The sequence below is a fragment of the Rathayibacter sp. AY1B6 genome (assembly GCF_002932755.1).
GTDB lineage: Bacteria > Actinomycetota > Actinomycetes > Actinomycetales > Microbacteriaceae > Rathayibacter.
On sequence record NZ_PSWL01000012.1, the window covers coordinates 73,755 to 89,404 of the forward strand.

Consider the following 15,650-nt stretch of genomic DNA (forward strand, 5'->3'; position numbering starts at 1 on the left):
ACCAGCTGCTGCTGGCGGCCTCGACGGTCCGGGGTTCCCTCGACCGGGGTCCGCGCCTAGGGCAGCAGGCGGGTCGGGCCGCGGAACAGGTAGGTGACCTCGCGGAGGTTCGCCTGGTTCAGCATCAGCATGATCACGCGTGAGAGGCCCATGCCGAAGCCGCCGTGCGGCGGGACGCCGTAGCGGAAGAAGTCGAGGTAGAACTCGAGCTCCTCCGGCTCCAGGCCCTTCTCGCGGGCCTGCTCGACGAGGACGTCGACGCGGTGCTCGCGCTGCGCTCCAGTCGAGATCTCGACGCCGTTGTAGATGAGGTCGTAGCTGTTGGTGATCGTCCCGTCGCCCTCGCGGCGCATGTGGTAGAACGGCCGGATGCTCGACGCGTAGTCGGTGAGGAACACGAAGTCGTGCCCGAACTCCTCCTGCACGTAGGCCGCGATGCGGCGCTCGCCCTCGGGGTCCATGTCGTCGTCGGCGCGAGGCACCTCGTAGCCGCGCTCGGCGACGATGCGCTTGGCCTCGGCGAGCGGGATGCGCGGGAACGGCGTGGTCGGGACGGTCAGGTCGATGTCGAAGAGCGCCTTGACCTCGGCGCCGTGCTTCTCGACGACGGCGGTCAGGCCGGCGACCATCAGCTGCTCGTGCAGCTCCATCACGTCCTCGTGCGAGTCGATCCAGGAGACCTCGGCGTCGACGCTCGTGAACTCGGTCGCGTGACGCGAGGTGAAGCTCGGGTCGGCGCGGAAGGCGGGGCCGACCTCGAAGACCTTGCCGAACCCGGCGGGCTGCGCCATCTGCTTGAAGAACTGGGGGCTCTGCGCGAGGTAGGCCTTCGTCTCGAAGTACTCGACCTCGAAGAGCTCGGCCCGCGACTCCGAGGCGCTCGCCATGAGCTTCGGGGTGTGGATCTCGATGAAGTCGTGCTCGATCCAGTACGTGCGCAGCGCGTGCTCGAACGTGGTCTGCACGCGGGCGATGAGGTTCTGCTCGGGACGGCGCAGGTCGAGGAATCGCCAGTCCATCCGCTTGTCGATGCCGGAGTCGGGCGCGATCGGCGCCTCCGGGATCGACGCGGCGACGACCTCGAGGGTCTCGAGCTTGACCTCGATGCCGCCGAGCTTCACACGCTCGTCGTGCTTGAGCGCACCGGTGACGGTGAGGAAGGAGCCCTGGGCGAGGCCGGAGATCTCCTCGGTGATCGCGAGGCGCGCGGCCGACGCGTCGTCGCCCTCGACCGCCTCGCGCACGGCCGGGTTCACCAGCTGCACAGCACCGGACTCGTCGCGCAGGACGACGAACTGCACCTTCTTCTGGTCGCGCACGGTCTCGACCCAGCCGGAGACACGCACCGGCCCGTCTTCGAGGGCGGCGAGCTTCTTGACGGTGGTACGGGGGGGGCGGGTCTCGTCGGTCACGGTAGGGGAGTCTACTCGGGGGCCGCCGGGCGGCGATCGGGTGCGGCGGAGCGCGGGCGGGCAGGTGTGTCGTCTGCAGGTGGGTCGGCGATCTGCAGGGGTGCGTGCGATCTGCAGGGGAGTGTGCGCTGTGCAGGTGCGATCTGCAGGGGTTCCGGCGGGGAAGTGCGATTCCGCGGCGCAGAACCTGCCGGAGGAGACCGATCACCTGCAGACCGCACGGGAGCCTGCAGATCGCACGGGGGCCTGCAGACCACACGGGAGCCTGCAGATGGCACGGGGGCCTGCAGATCGCACGCGAGCCTGCGGATGGCACGCGAGCCTGCAGATCGCACGAGGTCCTGCAGATCGCACGCGGGGTCCGCGGGTAGCGTCGGAGCATGAGCACCGCACTGATCACCGGCGCGTCCTCCGGCATCGGCCTCGCCTTCGCGCGGGCGTTCGCGCGCCGCGGCTGGAGCCTCGTCCTCGTCGCCCGCAGCGAGCAGCGCCTCCAGGAGGCCGCGGCCGGATTGCGCGACCTCGGCGCCGCAGCGGTCGAGGTCCTGCCTGCCGACCTCGGCGACCGCGAGCAGGTCGAGCACGTGCGCGCGCGGCTCGTCGATCCGGCCCGGCCCGTCCGCGTCCTCGTGAACAACGCCGGCTTCGGGATCGACGGGACGTTCGCCGAGCCGGACGTCGCCGCCCAGGACCACGCCTTCGAGGTGATGGTGCGCTCGGTGGCCGTGCTCTCGGGAGCGGCGGCGGAGGCGATGACCGCCCGCGGACGCGGCGCGATCCTCACCGTGTCGAGCGTCGCGGGCTTCGTGCACCTCGGTCCCTACTCCGCGGTGAAGGCGTGGGCGACCGCTTTCGCGCAGTCGCTGGCCGTCGAGCTGCGCGGCACCGGCGTCCGCTCCGCCGCGCTCTGCCCGGGCTGGGTGCGCACCGAGTTCCACGAGCGGGCGGCGATGGACACCTCCTCCATCCCCTCCCTCCTCTGGCTCGACGCGGACGCGGTGGTGGAGGAGTTCCTCCGCGACGTCGCGCGCGGCTCCGTCGTGTCGGTGCCGTCGGTGCGCTTCGGGGTCCCGATGGCCGTCGTGCGGCACCTGCCCGGGCCGCTGGTGCGGCGGCTCTCGGCGGCGGTGTCGGCGCGCCGCTGAGGCTCCGCTCAGGTCCGGCTCAGGCGACCCTTTCCCGGCGTTCCCCCACGCCGCGTTCCGTACACTTGACGCTCGTGGTTGCCGATCAGATCCATCTCGTGCGGCACGGCGAGGTGTTCAACCCCGACCGGGTCCTCTACGGACGACTCCCGAGCTTCCGGCTCTCGGATCTGGGCCACCGCATGGCCCGCTCCGCCGCCGACGACCTGCTCGAGCGCCGGCGCCACGTCACGACGCTGATCGCCTCGCCGCTCCAGCGCACGCAGGAGTCCGCGCAGCCGATCTCGCAGGCGTTCGAGCTCGAGATCCGCACCGACGAGCGGGTGATCGAGCCGAGCAACCGCTTCGAGGGGAAGTCCCTCGCCGCGCGCAGCTCCGCCCTGCGGAACCCCAAGCACTGGCCCTGGCTCCGCAACCCCTTCGAGCCCAGCTGGGGCGAGCCGTACCTCTCCATCTCGGCGCGGATGTACGCGGCGATCGAGTCGGCGTGGGAGAGCACCGAGGAGGGCGACGCCGCGATCGTCAGCCACCAGCTCCCCATCTGGACCGTCCACCGCGCCCTCGCCGGCGAGCGCCTGTTCCACGACCCGCGCAAGCGCCGCTGCGCCCTGTCGAGCATCACGACCCTCGAGCGCCGCGGCGACGGCTTCGTCGAGGTCGGCTACTCCGACCCGGCCGCCGGCCTGCAGGGCCTGGCCACCGACGTGGGAGCGGTCTGATGCGCCGGACGGGGCGGCTCCGCGCCGCGGGCGTCCTCGCGCTGGCCGCCGCGCTCGCGCTGACGGGCTGCACCGAGGATCCGCTCGCCGACCAGTACCGCAACGGCAGCAACAAGGGCTACATCTCGGGGGACGGCACCGTCACCGAGATCGCCGCCGCGGAGCGGGACGACCCCATCGTCTTCTCCGGCACCGACGAGACCGGCGCGACGATCGACTCCGCCGACCTCGCCGGGCAGGTCGTCGTCGTCAACTTCTGGTACGCCAGCTGCGCCCCGTGCCGCGCCGAGGCCGCGGACCTCGAGACGGTGAACACGGAGTTCGCCGACAAGGGCGTCTCGTTCGTCGGCGTCAACGTGCGCGACCAGGCGCCCACCGCGGCCGCGTTCGCCGAGACCTTCGGGCTCGGCTACCCCTCGATCGTCGACACCGACTCCTCCGTGCAGCTCGCCTTCACCGGCACCGTCCCGCCGAACGCCGTGCCCACGACGCTCGTCCTCGACCAGGAGGGGCGCGTCGCGTCGCGCATCCTCGGGCAGCTCCAGGAGGCGTCGATCCTCTCGACCCTCGTGGGCGACACGCTCGCCGAGGGGGAGTAGCGGCGTGGGCGACATCGTCGTCAGCGGTCAGCTCCTGCTGGCCGTGCCGATCGCGCTCCTGGCCGGTCTCGTGTCCTTCGCGTCGCCCTGCGTGCTCCCGCTGGTACCCGGCTACCTCGCCTACGTCGGCGGATTCACCGACGCCGACGAGCGGGCGGCCCGCGGGCGCCGCCGGGTCGTGCTGGGCGTGCTCCTGTTCGTGCTCGGATTCTCGCTGGTGTTCGTCCTCTACGGTGCGGCGGCCGGCACGGTCGGCTTCTGGCTGCGCCAGTACACCGACCTGATCACCCGGGTCCTCGGGCTCGTCGTGATCGCGATGGGGCTCGTCTTCATCGGGCAGTTCTCGTTCCTCCAGCGCACGCTCCGGCCCGGGATCCGTCCCGCCACCGGGCTCATCGGGGCGCCGCTGCTCGGCATCGTCTTCGGCGTCGGCTGGACGCCCTGCCTCGGCCCGACGCTGAGCTCGATCCTCGCCCTCAGCTACGGCGTCGGCTCGCCCTGGCGCGGAGCGCTCCTCGCCCTGGTCTACTGCCTCGGACTCGGCATCCCCTTCCTCCTCGTCGCCTTCGGCTTCAGCTGGGTGACCAGCACGCTCGCCTTCGTGAAGCGCCACATCCGCGTGGTCAACATCCTCGGCGGAGCCGCCCTCGTCCTGATCGGAGTCCTGATGGTCACGGGCATCTGGAACACCCTCGTCTACGGATCCCTCTCGGCGGTGATCGATGGCTTCCAGCCGGCGATCTGAGCCCGAGGAGAGCACGCGCCGCCCCGACGAGGCCGCGCAGCGGAAGACGGACGCCTCCTTCCGCCCCGCCGACCACTACGACTCCGACGGCACCGTCACGCAGCCGACCCTCGGCTTCACCGGCTGGGTCCGCTGGATGTGGCGCCAGCTCACCAGCATGCGCACCGCGCTGTTCCTGCTGCTACTGCTCGCGATCGCGGCGGTCCCCGGATCGCTCGTGCCGCAGCGCTCCTCCGACCCCAACGGCGTGACGCAGTACTTCGTCGACAACCCCGACCTCGCGCCCCTGCTCGACAAGGTGCAGGCGTTCGACACCTACACCTCCGCCTGGTTCTCGAGCATCTACCTGCTGCTGTTCATCTCCCTGATCGGCTGCATCGTCCCGCGCACGCGCCACCACTTCCAGGCGATGCGCTCGCGGCCGCCGCGGACCCCTGCTCGGCTGCAGCGCCTCGCCGGCTACACCGTCCGCGAGGTCGAGGGCGCGACGGAGGAGGAGGCCGTCGCCTCCGCCCACTCCGTCCTGCGCCGGGCGGGCTACCGCGTCGAGCGCTACGACGACCCGCGCGGCCGCTGGTCGAGCGTCTCGGCCGAGCGCGGCTACCTCCGCGAGACGGGCAACCTGGTCTTCCACTCCGCCCTGGTCGGCATCCTCGTCGCCGTCGGCGTGGGCGGCGGCTTCGGCTACAGCGGGCAGCGCGTGCTGGTCGAGGGCTCGCAGGGGTTCGCGAACAACCTCGCGGCCTACGACTCCTTCAACCCCGGCCGCTTCTTCGACAGCAGCCAGCTCGACCCGTACCAGCTGACCCTCGACAGCCTCGACGTGAAGTACGAGGAGCAGAACCAGTCGGCGCTCGGCCAGCCCGTCGACTTCACCGCGAACGTCACGACCTCCGAGCGCGGCGGGGGCACCGAGGACCGCACGATCAAGGTCAACGACCCTCTGGCGATCGGCGGCACGAACGTCTACCTCCTCGGCAACGGGTACGCCCCGACGATCACGGTCCGCGACCCCTCCGGCCGCGCGATCTTCACCGACTCGGTGCCGTTCCTCCCGCAGGACGCGAACCTGACCTCCGTCGGCGTCGTCAAGGTGCCGGACGGGCTCTCCGAGCAGCTGGGCCTCACCGGCTTCTTCTACCCGACGCAGGACACGCTGGCCTCCGGGGCGTCGACCTCGATCTTCCCCGACCTGCAGTACCCCGTGCTCTCGCTGAACGTCTTCGCCGGCGACCTCGGCCTCGACGGGGGAGTGCCCACGTCCGTCTACGTGCTCAACACCGACTCGCTGACCCGGCTCACCGGCGGCACCACCGGCGTCGCGCCGATCACCCTGAAGCCCGGCGACACGGCCGAGCTCCCGAACGGGCTCGGCAGCGTGACCTTCGACAACACGGGCGCCGACCCGACGCGGATCGGCACCGACAGCGTCAAGCGCTTCGCCTCGTTCGACATCCACCACGACGCGACCCAGGGCTGGGTGCTGCTCTTCGCGATCCTCGTGCTCGCCGGACTCCTCACCTCGCTGTTCGTCCCGCGGCGCCGCGTGTGGGTGAAGGCGACCGCCCAGGACGACGGCGGACTGCTCCTCGAGTACGCGGGACTCGCGCGCGGCGAGGACCCGCAGCTGGTGCGCGCCGTGCGGACGATCGCCGACCGGCACGCCCCGCTCGACTGACCCGGCACCCGGAGATCCCTCCACGGCCGTCACCCGGCTGGGCAGGGGCCGAGTCTGTGCAACCGCGAAGGGGCGGGCGGGGCGGCGAGCGATTACCCTGAGGAGGTGATCGCGACCCTCTCGCAGTACTCGGTGCTGTGCCTCTCCTCCGCCATGGGCATCTACGCCATGGCGTTCGTCTTCTTCGCGATCGACCTCGCCCGCCGCGCCTCCCTGGCCGACGGCGAGTCGATCGAGGTCGTGCAGGAGGCGGAGCGCGTCGCGTCCGCGGCCGCCGCCGACCGCGCGGCCAGCGGCAAGGCCACCGTCGCCGCCGCCGGCTCCGGACGCACCGCGACGCTCTCCCGCATCGGCAGCCGGGTCGAGGACGAGGTCTACCGCGCCCCCGCCCGCTCGAAGACCATGCGCATCGGGTTCTCGCTCACGCTCCTCGGCTTCGTGCTGCACCTCGCCGCGACCGTCCTCCGCGGCGTCGCCGCCGGCCGCGTCCCCTGGGCGAACATGTACGAGTTCTCCATGACCGGGACGCTCATCATCATCGGCGTGTTCCTCGCCGTCCAGCTGCGCTGGGACCTCCGCTTCCTCGGAGCGTTCATCACCGGCCTCGTCCTGGTACTCCTCGGCATCGCGACCGTCAACTACTACGTCGCCGTCGTCCCGCTCCCGCCGGCACTCCAGTCGTACTGGCTCGTGATCCACGTGCTCGTCGCGATCCTCGGCACCGCCTTCTTCGCCCTCGGCTTCGCGCTCTCGGTCACCCAGCTCCTCCAGGCCCGCCGCGAATCCTCCGGCGACAGCCCCCGCTCGGTCCTCCGCTTCCTGCGCACCCTCCCCAGCTCCCTCACCCTCGAGAACCTCGCCTACCGCGTCACGATCCTCGGCTTCATCCTCTGGACCTTCACCCTCATCGCCGGCGCCGTCTGGGCCGAGAAGGCCTGGGGCCGCTACTGGGGCTGGGACACCAAGGAGGTCTGGACCTTCATCATCTGGACCATCTACGCCGGCTACATCCACGCCCGCGCCACCCGCGGCTGGCGCGGCACCCCCTCCGCCTGGCTCGCCATCGTCGGCTTCGCCGCCGTCATGTTCAACTTCGGCGTCGTCAACGTGTTCTTCAAGGGACTCCACGCCTACTCCGGCCTCGACACCGGCATGTGATCGGCGGGGCCTGGCGGGGCCGCTCGCGGCGTTGTCGGCGACGAACGTAGCGCCGCTACGCCCGACGCCTCCGCCTTGCGATCGACCCCACCAGGCCCCGCCGACCCAGCCCTAGGACGTGGACCGATGACGGCTCCGCTTCGCGGTCGCCGCTGAGGGGGGCTCCGCTTCGCGGTCGGGTTCGGGGGGGGCTTCCGCTTCGCGGTCGAGTGCGGGTGCGCTGCGCCTCGCGGTCGGGACCGGCGGGGTGCGCTTCGCGAGCGAGTTCTGGGGGTTCTGCTCGGCGGACGCGGTCCGACCGGCGTCGGCTCGCGGTCGGGATCGGGCGGGCTCCGCTTCGCGGACGGGCCCGGAAGGGGGGCGGTCGCCGGGACAGGCTGATCGAGCAGCGAGGGCAGTGTGCGCATCGAGATCTCGTGACACGGGCGTGCGGGCGGCTGATTCGAGATCCCGTGGCACGGATGCGCGTGGGCGATGCCTGCTGATCGAGCGTCCAGCAGGGTGCGCGTGTCCGATCCGGGGCGCGGACGGACCGTGGCCGGAGCGGTGCCGGTCGAGTGCCCTCAGCGGGCGCAGCGGGACGCCGGGGGCGCCGGCGGACCGGTCAGACGGCGGTGACGACGTCGATGAGGTGGGGGGCGAAGGGGGCGTCGAGGGCGAGGACGACGCGGGTGCGGGCGTCGGAGGGGTGGACGCCGCGATAGATGCCGCGGAGGTCGGCGACGGTCTGGCCGCGGCCGGGGCCGTGGGTGGCGTCGACCGTGACGTGGACGCGGGGGGCCGAGGTGATAGCGACGGCGTCGACGGCGATCGCGGCGGCCATGGGGTCGTGCATGGCGGCGGTGCGCTCGCCGAAGTGGCCGACGTAGAAGTCGAAGTAGAAGTCGAGCGCCTGCCCGATGGCCTGCGCGAGGGGATCGGGCGACGCGAGCAGCACGCCGCGGTCCTCCTCCGTCAGCAGGTGCCGCATGGTCACGTCCAGGGGCACGAGCGTGAGGTCCCAGTCGGCCGCGACGACCTCGGCGGCGGCCGCCGGGTCGTGCCAGATGTTGGCCTCCGCCACGGCGGTCACGTTGCCGGGGACCAGCGCCGCTCCGCCCATCACGCTCACCGAGTGGACGAGGGACGCGATCTCCGGGTGCGCGCGGAGGGCGAGAGCGAGATTCGTCAGCGGGCCGATCGCGACCAGCCGCAGCTCTCCCTCGTGCTCGCGGGCGAGACGGAGGAGCAGATCGGCCGGATCCTCGTCGACCGGCTCGCCGCCCGCGGGCAGCGCGACCCCGCCGATCCCGTCGTCGCCGTGGACGTGCGGGGATCCGCCGGCGTAGTCCTCCTCGAGGAAGTGGTGCGCCCCCACGGCGACCGGCACGTCGTCGCGACCGGCCAGCGCGAGCAGGCCGAGGCTGTTGACGGCGGCCCGGCGGGCGTCGGTGTTGCCGCTGACCGTGCTGATCCCGACGAGGCGGGCCCGGGGCGAGCGGAGGAGGTAGGCCAGGGCGAGCGAGTCGTCGATGCCGGTGTCGCAGTCGAGGAAGACGGGGACGGTCGATGCGCTCACGGGGCTCCGATGCTCGAGGGTGGGGGACGCGTCGGGCACCGGCGGCCGACCCTCCCATTCTGCCGGAGGACGGAATCCGGACCGGCGCCGGCGCCGACGGTCAGAGCTGCGCGTAGGCGTCGCGGAGCCGAGCCCGCCACCAGACCAGCCGCTCCGGCGAGACCGCGTGGCGGGAGAGGAGCTCCTCCGAGACCTCCACGCGGCCGACGGGGATGCTGCCGTCGACCGGCCGCAGCGGCCGCTCCGTGACGTCCGCGGCGAGGAGGGACGCGGTGCCGAGACCGCAGTCGAAGGGCAGCTCGGGGAGGGCCGCGGCCAGGGCGGCGCCCATCGCGAGTCCGACCGAGCTGTCGATCGCGCTCGAGACCACCGCCGGCAGCCCCGCTTCGGCGACGAGGGCCAGCGCCCGACGCGTCCCCCCGAGCGGCTGGGCTTTCACGACGAGCAGGTCCGCGGCTCCGGCCCGGGCGACGGCGAGCGGATCGGCGGCCTTGCGGACGCTCTCGTCGGCGGCGATCGGGATGCCCATGTACTTCACCCGGTAGCGCAGCTCCGCCAGCTCGTCGACGCTCGCGCACGGCTGCTCGATGTACTCCAGGTCGGACTCCGCGAGGGCGTGGACGGCGTGCTCGGCCTCGTCGAGGTTCCAGCCGCCGTTCGCGTCCACGCGGATCCGGCCCTCCGGACCGAGCAGGCGGCGGACCTCGACGACCCGCGCCACGTCGTCGGCCAGCGTCTGGCCGCGCTCGGCGACCTTCACCTTCGCGGTGCGGCAGCCGTGATAGCTCGCGAGCACTGCCGCGACCTCGCGCGGCGCGACGGCCGGGACGGTCGCGTTCACCGGGATGCGATCGCGGAGCGGTGCCGGCTGCTCGCTCCAGCCGTAGTCGATCGCCGCCCGGAGCCACGCCGCCGACTCCTCCGCGCCGTACTCGAGGAAGGGCGAGAACTCGGTCCAGCCCTCGGGGCCGCGCACCAGCGCGATCTCGCGGCGGTCCACGCCGCGGAAGCGGGTGCGCAGCGGCAGAGCGACGACGCGGAGTCCCGCGTCGATCTCGCCGAGGGAGGGGAGCGGGGAGGCGGGCACGACGTCGTCCATCCGGCCATTGTCCACCGGCCGGGGCGACGCGGCGGCCACCCGGGCGCAGGAGGTCGGCGACGCGCGCGCAAGCCCCCGGGGTCCCTCCTCCGAGCGCCCGCCGAGGTGCCAGACTGACGAGGCTGCCGTTGGAGTCCGGAGGAGTGCGATGAGCCAGATGCCGATGAGCCCGCCGCCCGCGCCCGCCCCGGGCCCGACGCAGGGCTCCGTCCCCTCCCACCGCCCGCTCGGCAGGGGCGCCTGGATCGCGCTGGGCACGAGCCTCCTCGTGGGCGTCGTCTACACCGGCGTGCTCGGCACGCTCGTCGCCGTCGGAGTGGGCGGCGCGCTCGACTCCGCCGCCGGCAGCGCGTCGACGAGCGCTCCGGCCGAGCCGTTCGGCGACCCGACGGACGACCCGTTCGGCAGCGGGGACCCGTCCGATCCGCTCTACGACTACCCCGGCTACCAGGACGGCGACGCCGCGACGATCCTCGGCCAGCCGTCCGCGGAGGACGTGCGCGCGAGTGCCGAGAAGGCCGTCGCGGCCGTCGAGGGCGCCGTCCCCGAGGAGTGGACCTCGGCCGACGACGAGTACTACGAGCAGTCGCAGAACGCCTACGGCGGGCCCTCCCTCCTCTACGACTACATCTCGGCGACCGAGTACGCCGCCGCCGACGTCTCGACCGACGCCGATAGGCAGGCGGCGGTCGACCGCTTCACGGCAGCGCTCTCGCCCCTCGGCTTCGACGACGTCGAGGTGGCCGACACCCCCGAGGAGTGGTCGGAGGCGGGCTACGAGCTCGACGGCGACCTCTCGGACGAGGAGGCCTCGGCCGCGCTCTGGATCGTCACCGCGCGCTCCTCCGCCGACCTCGTGCCCGCTATCGAGCTGGGCCTCGTCGACCTCGACGCCGATCCGACCGGCCTGGTCGCCGACATGCTCGACGGAGTCGGCCTCTCGCCGGACCCGCAGGGCGCGTTCCTCGCGGGGTACGCGAACGGGGTCCTGCAGGACGAGGACCGCGGCGAATTCACCGACCGCCTCGAGGAGTACGGCGGAGTCGCCGCGACCTGACCGGGCGCTACAAGCAAGCCCGTCCGCCCGCAAGCCCGCATCGGCGCACCGCCCGCGCCCTACGGTGAGGGGATGGCTGCACCCCGCTCGACCAGGCCCCTGCGCGACTACGCCGCGATCGGAGACGGTCGCACGGTCGCCCTGATCGCGAAGGACGGCAGCGTCGACTGGATGCCCGTCCCGGACCTCGGCTCCACCCCCGCCTTCGCCGCCCTGATCGACGCCGAGTCCGGCGGCTGCGTCGAGCTCGCCCCCGAGGAGCCCGCCGAGGTCTCGCGCGCCTACATCCGCGACACGAACGTCCTCGAGACCACCTTCACCACCGAGTCGGGCACCGTCCGCGTGACGGACGCGCTCGTCACCGGGATCGCCGGCCGCCTCCCGTGGGCCGAGCTCGCGCGCCGCGTGGACGGCGTCGACGGCGAGGTGCGGATGCGGTGGGCCGTGCGCCCCGGGACGGGTCTCGGCCGGTTCTCCCCGTGGATCCAGAACGCCGACGGCCGCTCGCTCATCCGCGCCGGCGACATCACCATCGGCGTCACCGGCCAGGAGCACGGGCCCGACGGAGACGACGCGCCCTCCGGTGCCGGCGACGAGCTGACGGGATCCTTCGTCGTGACCGCGGGGAAGGACGCGGTGCGGCACGTCCTGGTCGTCTCGGCCACGCACGACGAGCCGCTGCACTTCCCCGTCGCGAAGAACGTCGACCGCGGCATCGACCGCACCATCCGCAGCTGGCAGGACTGGTCCGAGGAGTTCTCCTACGACGGCCCGTGGTCCGAGGCCGTCCAGCGCAGCGCCCTCGCGCTCAAGCTGCTGATCTACTCGCCCACCGGGGCCATCGCGGCGGCCGCGACCACCTCGCTCCCGGAGTCGCCCAACGGCGGGAAGAACTGGGACTACCGCTTCGCCTGGGTGCGCGACGCCGCGTACACGATGCACGCGCTGGTGCGCTTCGGCCTTCGCGAGGAGACGCACGCCGCGCTGTCCTGGCTCCTCCGCACGATCAAGGCGCACGGGCCGGACCTGCACATCTTCTACGGACTCGACGGCTCCATGCCGACCGTGCTCGAGGAGTTCGACGTCCCGGGCTACGCCGGCATCGGACCGGTCGTCGCCGGCAACGGAGCGCAGAGCCAGCTGCAGCTGGGCGTCTTCGGCGACCTCTTCGACATCTGCCGCATCTACGTCGACGAGGGCAACGTCCTCGACATCCAGACCGGCCGGCTCCTCGCCCGCGTCGCCGACACCACCTGCGACCTGTGGCGCAACCGCGATGCGGGCATGTGGGAGCTGGAGGAGGAGCAGCACTACACCTCCTCGAAGATGGGCTGCTGGCAGGCGCTCGACGCGGCCGTGCACCTGGCGGAGCTCGGCCAGGTCGCGGGCAGCCCCGAGCGCTGGCGCTTCGAGCGGGACCGCATCCGCGAGTGGATCGAGGAGCACTGCTGGTCCGAGGAGCTCGGCTCCTACGTGATGTACCCCGGCAGCGAGGAGCTGGACGCCTCGGTGCTCCTGCACGCGCCCAGCGGCTACGAGCGCGGCGAGCGGATGGTCTCGACCATCGACGCCCTGGTGAAGGAGCTGGGCCGCGGCGCGCTGCTGTTCCGCTACTCCGGCATGGAGGGCGAGGAGCACCCGTTCGTGGCCTGCTCGTTCTGGCTCGCCTCCGCCCTGGCCTGCGTCGGTCGGCACGAGGAGTCGGTCGCCCTGATGGACGAGCTCGTCGCCACGGTCCCGAACGACGTCGGGATCATGTCCGAGATGATCGCGGTCGACGACCTGGCCTTCTGGGGCAACCTGCCGCAGGGGCTCAGCCACCTCGCGCTGATCAACGCGGCCATCACGATCGAGCAGCTGGCGCCCGAGGAGACCGATCGCGCGTAACCCCGCCCACGGCCTCCGCGCAACCCGTTGAGGGCCGGCCCCGAGGGGCGTAGACCGGAACCACCCCCTCGCACCGCACCCACAAGGAGCACCTCAGCATGGACCTCGGAATCACCGGCCGCACCGCCCTCGTCACCGGAGGCGACTCCGGCATCGGCCTGGCCACGGCGCAGCTCCTCCTCGCCGAGGGCGCGACCGTCGTGATCACCGACAAGGACCAGGCGGAGCTGGACCGGGCCGCGGCCGGGCTCGATGCTCCGGAGGGACGCCTGCACGCCTTCGTCGCCGACGTCACCAGCTCGGAGCAGCTCGCCGAGCTGCACCGCCGGGTGGCGGGAGCGGTCGGCGGGATCGACATCCTCGTGCAGTGCGCCGGGGTCACGGGGGCGCAGGGCCTCTTCCACGAGATCGACGACGAGGGCTGGACCAGCACCCTCGAGGTCGACCTGCTCGGGCCCGTGCGGCTCGTGCGCGAGTTCCTCCCCGACCTCCGCTCCGGAGGCTGGGGCCGGCTCGTGCTCACCGCCTCCGAGGACGCCGTGCAGCCCTACGACGACGAACTGCCCTACTGCGCCGCGAAGGCGGGTGTCCTCGCCTTCGCCAAGGGCCTCTCGCGCTCCTACGCGCAGGAGGGCCTCCTCGTGAACACGGTCTCGCCCGCGTTCATCCGCTCTCCGATGACCGACGCGATGATGTCCAAGCGCGCCGAGCAGAGGGGCACCTCGGTCGACGAGGCGATCTCGTCCTTCCTCGACGAGGAGCGGCCGTACATGGAGCTGAAGCGCCGGGGCGAGGCGGAGGAGGTCGCAGCCGTGATCGCCTTCCTCTGCTCCGACCGCGCCTCGTTCGTGAACGGCTCGAACTACCGCGTCGACTCCGGATCCGTCGCCACGATCTGATCCCCGCAACCACGGGCCCCGCCCAGCGCGCGCACCCCGCGCGTGCGGGCGCTGTCCAGCCGAAGAAGCCAGACTCGGGGCGGGACACCGCGCCCGGCACTGCAAGAGAAAGGAACGGTCCATGACCACCACCCTCGAACGCCACGTCGAAGCCCCCGCGGGCTCCGGTGCCAAGACCAGCCGCCGCCAGAACGCCGAGAAGGGCTTCAAGGCCTCCAAGGAGCTGCTCGACAGCCTCCAGATCGTCCTCGTCGATCTGATCGAGCTCCACGTCCAGGGCAAGCAGGCCCACTGGAACGTCGTCGGCAAGAACTTCCGCGACCTCCACCTGCAGCTCGACGAGATCATCGAGGCTGCGCGCGAGTTCAGCGACGACATCGCCGAGCGCATGCGCGCCCTCCACGGGATCCCGGACGGCCGCAGCGACACCGTCGCGGCGACGACAACCCTCCCCGAGTACCCGCACGGCGAGATCGACACGGCCGAGACCGTCGACCTGGTCACGATCCGCCTCGAGAACACCGCCGCCACCATGCGCGAGGTCCACGACCAGGTGGACGAGGAGGACCCGACCAGCGCGGACCTCCTCCACGCGATCATCCAGAGCCTCGAGCAGTACGCCTGGATGGTGTCGGCCGAGAACCGCACCACCTCCGCCGCCAAGTAGCGGCGAGCACCGGCAAGGGGACTCCGCGGGAGCGGGGTCCCCTTCCGTCTGCCCGGACGGTGTCGAGCCGCCGTGCAGTCCGGATCAGTAGGGTCGTGGCATGAGCACGCAGGTCTCCGAACTGTTCGACGCGCACCGCTGGGCGGCCGTCGACGGCTTCGACGCACTCGAGGACATCACCTACCACCACGACCGCTCCGGCCGCATCGCGCGGGTCGCGTTCGACCGGCCCGAGGTCCGCAACGCGTTCCGGCCGCGCACGGTCGACGAGCTGTTCCGCGCCCTCGAGGACGCCCGCACGAACCCGCGCATCGGCGTCGTCGTCCTGACCGGCAACGGCCCGAGCCCGCGCGATGGAGGCTGGGCGTTCTGCTCCGGCGGCGACCAGCGGATCCGCGGCCGCGACGGCTACCGGTACTCGGACGGCGAGACCGCCGAGGGCATCGACTCCGCCCGGAACGGCCGCCTGCACATCCTCGAGGTGCAGCGCCTCATCCGCTTCATGCCGAAGGTCGTCATCGCGGCCGTCCCCGGCTGGGCCGCGGGAGGCGGGCACTCGCTGCACGTGGTCTGCGACCTCACCCTCGCCTCCGCCGAGCACGGGCGCTTCAAGCAGACGGACGCCGACGTCGGCTCCTTCGACGCGGGCTACGGCTCCGCGTACTTCGCCCGCCAGATCGGGCAGAAGGCCGCGCGAGAGGTGTTCTTCCTCGCTCGGGAGTACTCCGCGCAGCGCGCCTACGAGATGGGCGCCGTGAACGCGGTCGTACCGCACGCCGAGCTCGAGACGACCGCGGTGGAGTGGGCCGAGACGATCCTCACCAAGTCGCCCACGGCCATCCGGATGCTGAAGTACGCGTTCAACGCCGTGGACGACGGGCTCGTGGGTCAGCAGCTCTTCGCGGGCGAGACCACGCGCCTCGCCTACGGCACCGACGAGGCCGTCGAGGGACGCGACTCCTTCCTCGAGAAGCGCGAGCCCGACTGGTCGCCGTTCCCGTGGCAGTTCTGAGCAGGACGGCGTCGA

The 15,650-nt window shown here is 72.2% G+C and carries 14 protein-coding genes; 11 read left to right on the forward strand and 3 right to left on the reverse strand.

Annotated features, from left to right (window positions below; genetic code table 11):
- Positions 1-56: 56 nt before the first annotated feature.
- Positions 57-1,412 carry an aspartate--tRNA(Asn) ligase gene (gene aspS / locus C5D08_RS08360; RefSeq protein WP_258067362.1) on the reverse strand — a complete coding sequence of 452 codons (1,356 nt, stop codon included), beginning with the start codon at positions 1,410-1,412 and terminating at the stop codon, positions 57-59.
- 380 nt (positions 1,413-1,792) lie between these two features.
- On the opposite strand from aspS, the gene C5D08_RS08365 reads away from it, so the two are divergent.
- The 6 genes from C5D08_RS08365 (at position 1,793) to ccsB (ending at position 7,456) form a co-directional block, all read left to right on the forward strand.
- Positions 1,793-2,557 (forward strand): SDR family oxidoreductase, encoded by a 765-nt coding sequence (locus C5D08_RS08365; RefSeq protein WP_104276642.1) that lies wholly within the window; start codon positions 1,793-1,795, stop codon positions 2,555-2,557.
- Between the two features lie 74 nt (positions 2,558-2,631).
- Entirely contained in the window at positions 2,632-3,276 is a 645-nt protein-coding gene (locus tag C5D08_RS08370; protein WP_104276643.1) for a histidine phosphatase family protein, read from the forward strand.
- Positions 3,276-3,875 carry a TlpA disulfide reductase family protein gene (locus C5D08_RS08375; protein WP_104276644.1) on the forward strand — a complete coding sequence of 200 codons (600 nt, stop codon included), beginning with the start codon at positions 3,276-3,278 and terminating at the stop codon, positions 3,873-3,875. Before C5D08_RS08370 ends, C5D08_RS08375 begins: the two co-directional genes overlap by 1 nt.
- Positions 3,876-3,879: 4 nt before the next feature.
- On the forward strand, positions 3,880-4,620 hold the full coding sequence (locus tag C5D08_RS08380) for a cytochrome c biogenesis CcdA family protein (RefSeq protein WP_244230512.1): 741 nt from the start codon (positions 3,880-3,882) through the stop codon (positions 4,618-4,620).
- Positions 4,598-6,298 carry a cytochrome c biogenesis protein ResB gene (locus C5D08_RS08385; protein WP_104276645.1) on the forward strand — a complete coding sequence of 567 codons (1,701 nt, stop codon included), beginning with the start codon at positions 4,598-4,600 and terminating at the stop codon, positions 6,296-6,298. The genes C5D08_RS08380 and C5D08_RS08385 overlap by 23 nt, the downstream gene beginning before the upstream one ends.
- Before the next feature lie 153 nt (positions 6,299-6,451).
- The gene (ccsB, locus tag C5D08_RS08390; protein ID WP_104249832.1) at positions 6,452-7,456 is read left to right on the forward strand and encodes a c-type cytochrome biogenesis protein CcsB; all 1,005 of its coding nucleotides are present in this window, start codon (positions 6,452-6,454) and stop codon (positions 7,454-7,456) included.
- 604 nt (positions 7,457-8,060) lie between these two features.
- On the opposite strand, the gene C5D08_RS08395 is transcribed toward ccsB, so the two are convergent.
- Both C5D08_RS08395 and C5D08_RS08400 read right to left on the reverse strand, forming a co-directional pair.
- Positions 8,061-9,014, reverse strand: coding sequence for a nucleoside hydrolase (locus C5D08_RS08395; RefSeq protein WP_104276646.1), 954 nt, complete (start codon positions 9,012-9,014; stop codon positions 8,061-8,063).
- 100 nt (positions 9,015-9,114) lie between these two features.
- Positions 9,115-10,113, reverse strand: a complete 999-nt coding sequence (locus C5D08_RS08400) for an o-succinylbenzoate synthase (protein WP_104276647.1) — start codon at positions 10,111-10,113, stop codon at positions 9,115-9,117.
- Positions 10,114-10,261: 148 nt separating this feature from the next.
- Between C5D08_RS08400 and C5D08_RS16995 the strand changes: the two genes are divergently transcribed.
- The 5 genes from C5D08_RS16995 (at position 10,262) to C5D08_RS08425 (ending at position 15,635) form a co-directional block, all read left to right on the forward strand.
- The gene (locus C5D08_RS16995; RefSeq protein WP_181110028.1) at positions 10,262-11,170 is read left to right on the forward strand and encodes a hypothetical protein; all 909 of its coding nucleotides are present in this window, start codon (positions 10,262-10,264) and stop codon (positions 11,168-11,170) included.
- A 72-nt stretch (positions 11,171-11,242) separates the two neighbouring features.
- On the forward strand, positions 11,243-13,057 hold the full coding sequence (locus C5D08_RS08410) for a glycoside hydrolase family 15 protein (protein WP_104276648.1): 1,815 nt from the start codon (positions 11,243-11,245) through the stop codon (positions 13,055-13,057).
- A 98-nt stretch (positions 13,058-13,155) separates the two neighbouring features.
- Positions 13,156-13,956, forward strand: a complete 801-nt coding sequence (locus C5D08_RS08415) for an SDR family NAD(P)-dependent oxidoreductase (RefSeq protein WP_104276649.1) — start codon at positions 13,156-13,158, stop codon at positions 13,954-13,956.
- Between the two features lie 121 nt (positions 13,957-14,077).
- Complete coding sequence (locus C5D08_RS08420; protein WP_104223596.1) at positions 14,078-14,623, forward strand: Dps family protein; 546 nt, start codon at positions 14,078-14,080, stop codon at positions 14,621-14,623.
- Between the two features lie 100 nt (positions 14,624-14,723).
- The gene (locus tag C5D08_RS08425; protein WP_104276650.1) at positions 14,724-15,635 is read left to right on the forward strand and encodes a 1,4-dihydroxy-2-naphthoyl-CoA synthase; all 912 of its coding nucleotides are present in this window, start codon (positions 14,724-14,726) and stop codon (positions 15,633-15,635) included.
- Positions 15,636-15,650: the final 15 nt, after the last annotated feature.

Bases quoted from the DNA above. Each gene is read 5' to 3' on its own strand.
- C5D08_RS08365 (WP_104276642.1), top strand. From the start codon at position 1,793: ATGAGCACCGCACTGATCACCGGCGCGTCCTCCGGCATCGGCCTCGCC.
- C5D08_RS08375 (WP_104276644.1), top strand. From the start codon at position 3,276: ATGCGCCGGACGGGGCGGCTCCGCGCCGCGGGCGTCCTCGCGCTGGCC.
- C5D08_RS08385 (WP_104276645.1), top strand. From the start codon at position 4,598: ATGGCTTCCAGCCGGCGATCTGAGCCCGAGGAGAGCACGCGCCGCCCC.
- ccsB (WP_104249832.1), top strand. From the start codon at position 6,452: ATGGGCATCTACGCCATGGCGTTCGTCTTCTTCGCGATCGACCTCGCC.
- C5D08_RS08400 (WP_104276647.1), bottom strand. From the start codon at position 10,113: ATGGACGACGTCGTGCCCGCCTCCCCGCTCCCCTCCCTCGGCGAGATC.
- C5D08_RS16995 (WP_181110028.1), top strand. From the start codon at position 10,262: ATGAGCCAGATGCCGATGAGCCCGCCGCCCGCGCCCGCCCCGGGCCCG.
- C5D08_RS08410 (WP_104276648.1), top strand. From the start codon at position 11,243: ATGGCTGCACCCCGCTCGACCAGGCCCCTGCGCGACTACGCCGCGATC.
- C5D08_RS08415 (WP_104276649.1), top strand. From the start codon at position 13,156: ATGGACCTCGGAATCACCGGCCGCACCGCCCTCGTCACCGGAGGCGAC.
- C5D08_RS08420 (WP_104223596.1), top strand. From the start codon at position 14,078: ATGACCACCACCCTCGAACGCCACGTCGAAGCCCCCGCGGGCTCCGGT.
- C5D08_RS08425 (WP_104276650.1), top strand. From the start codon at position 14,724: ATGAGCACGCAGGTCTCCGAACTGTTCGACGCGCACCGCTGGGCGGCC.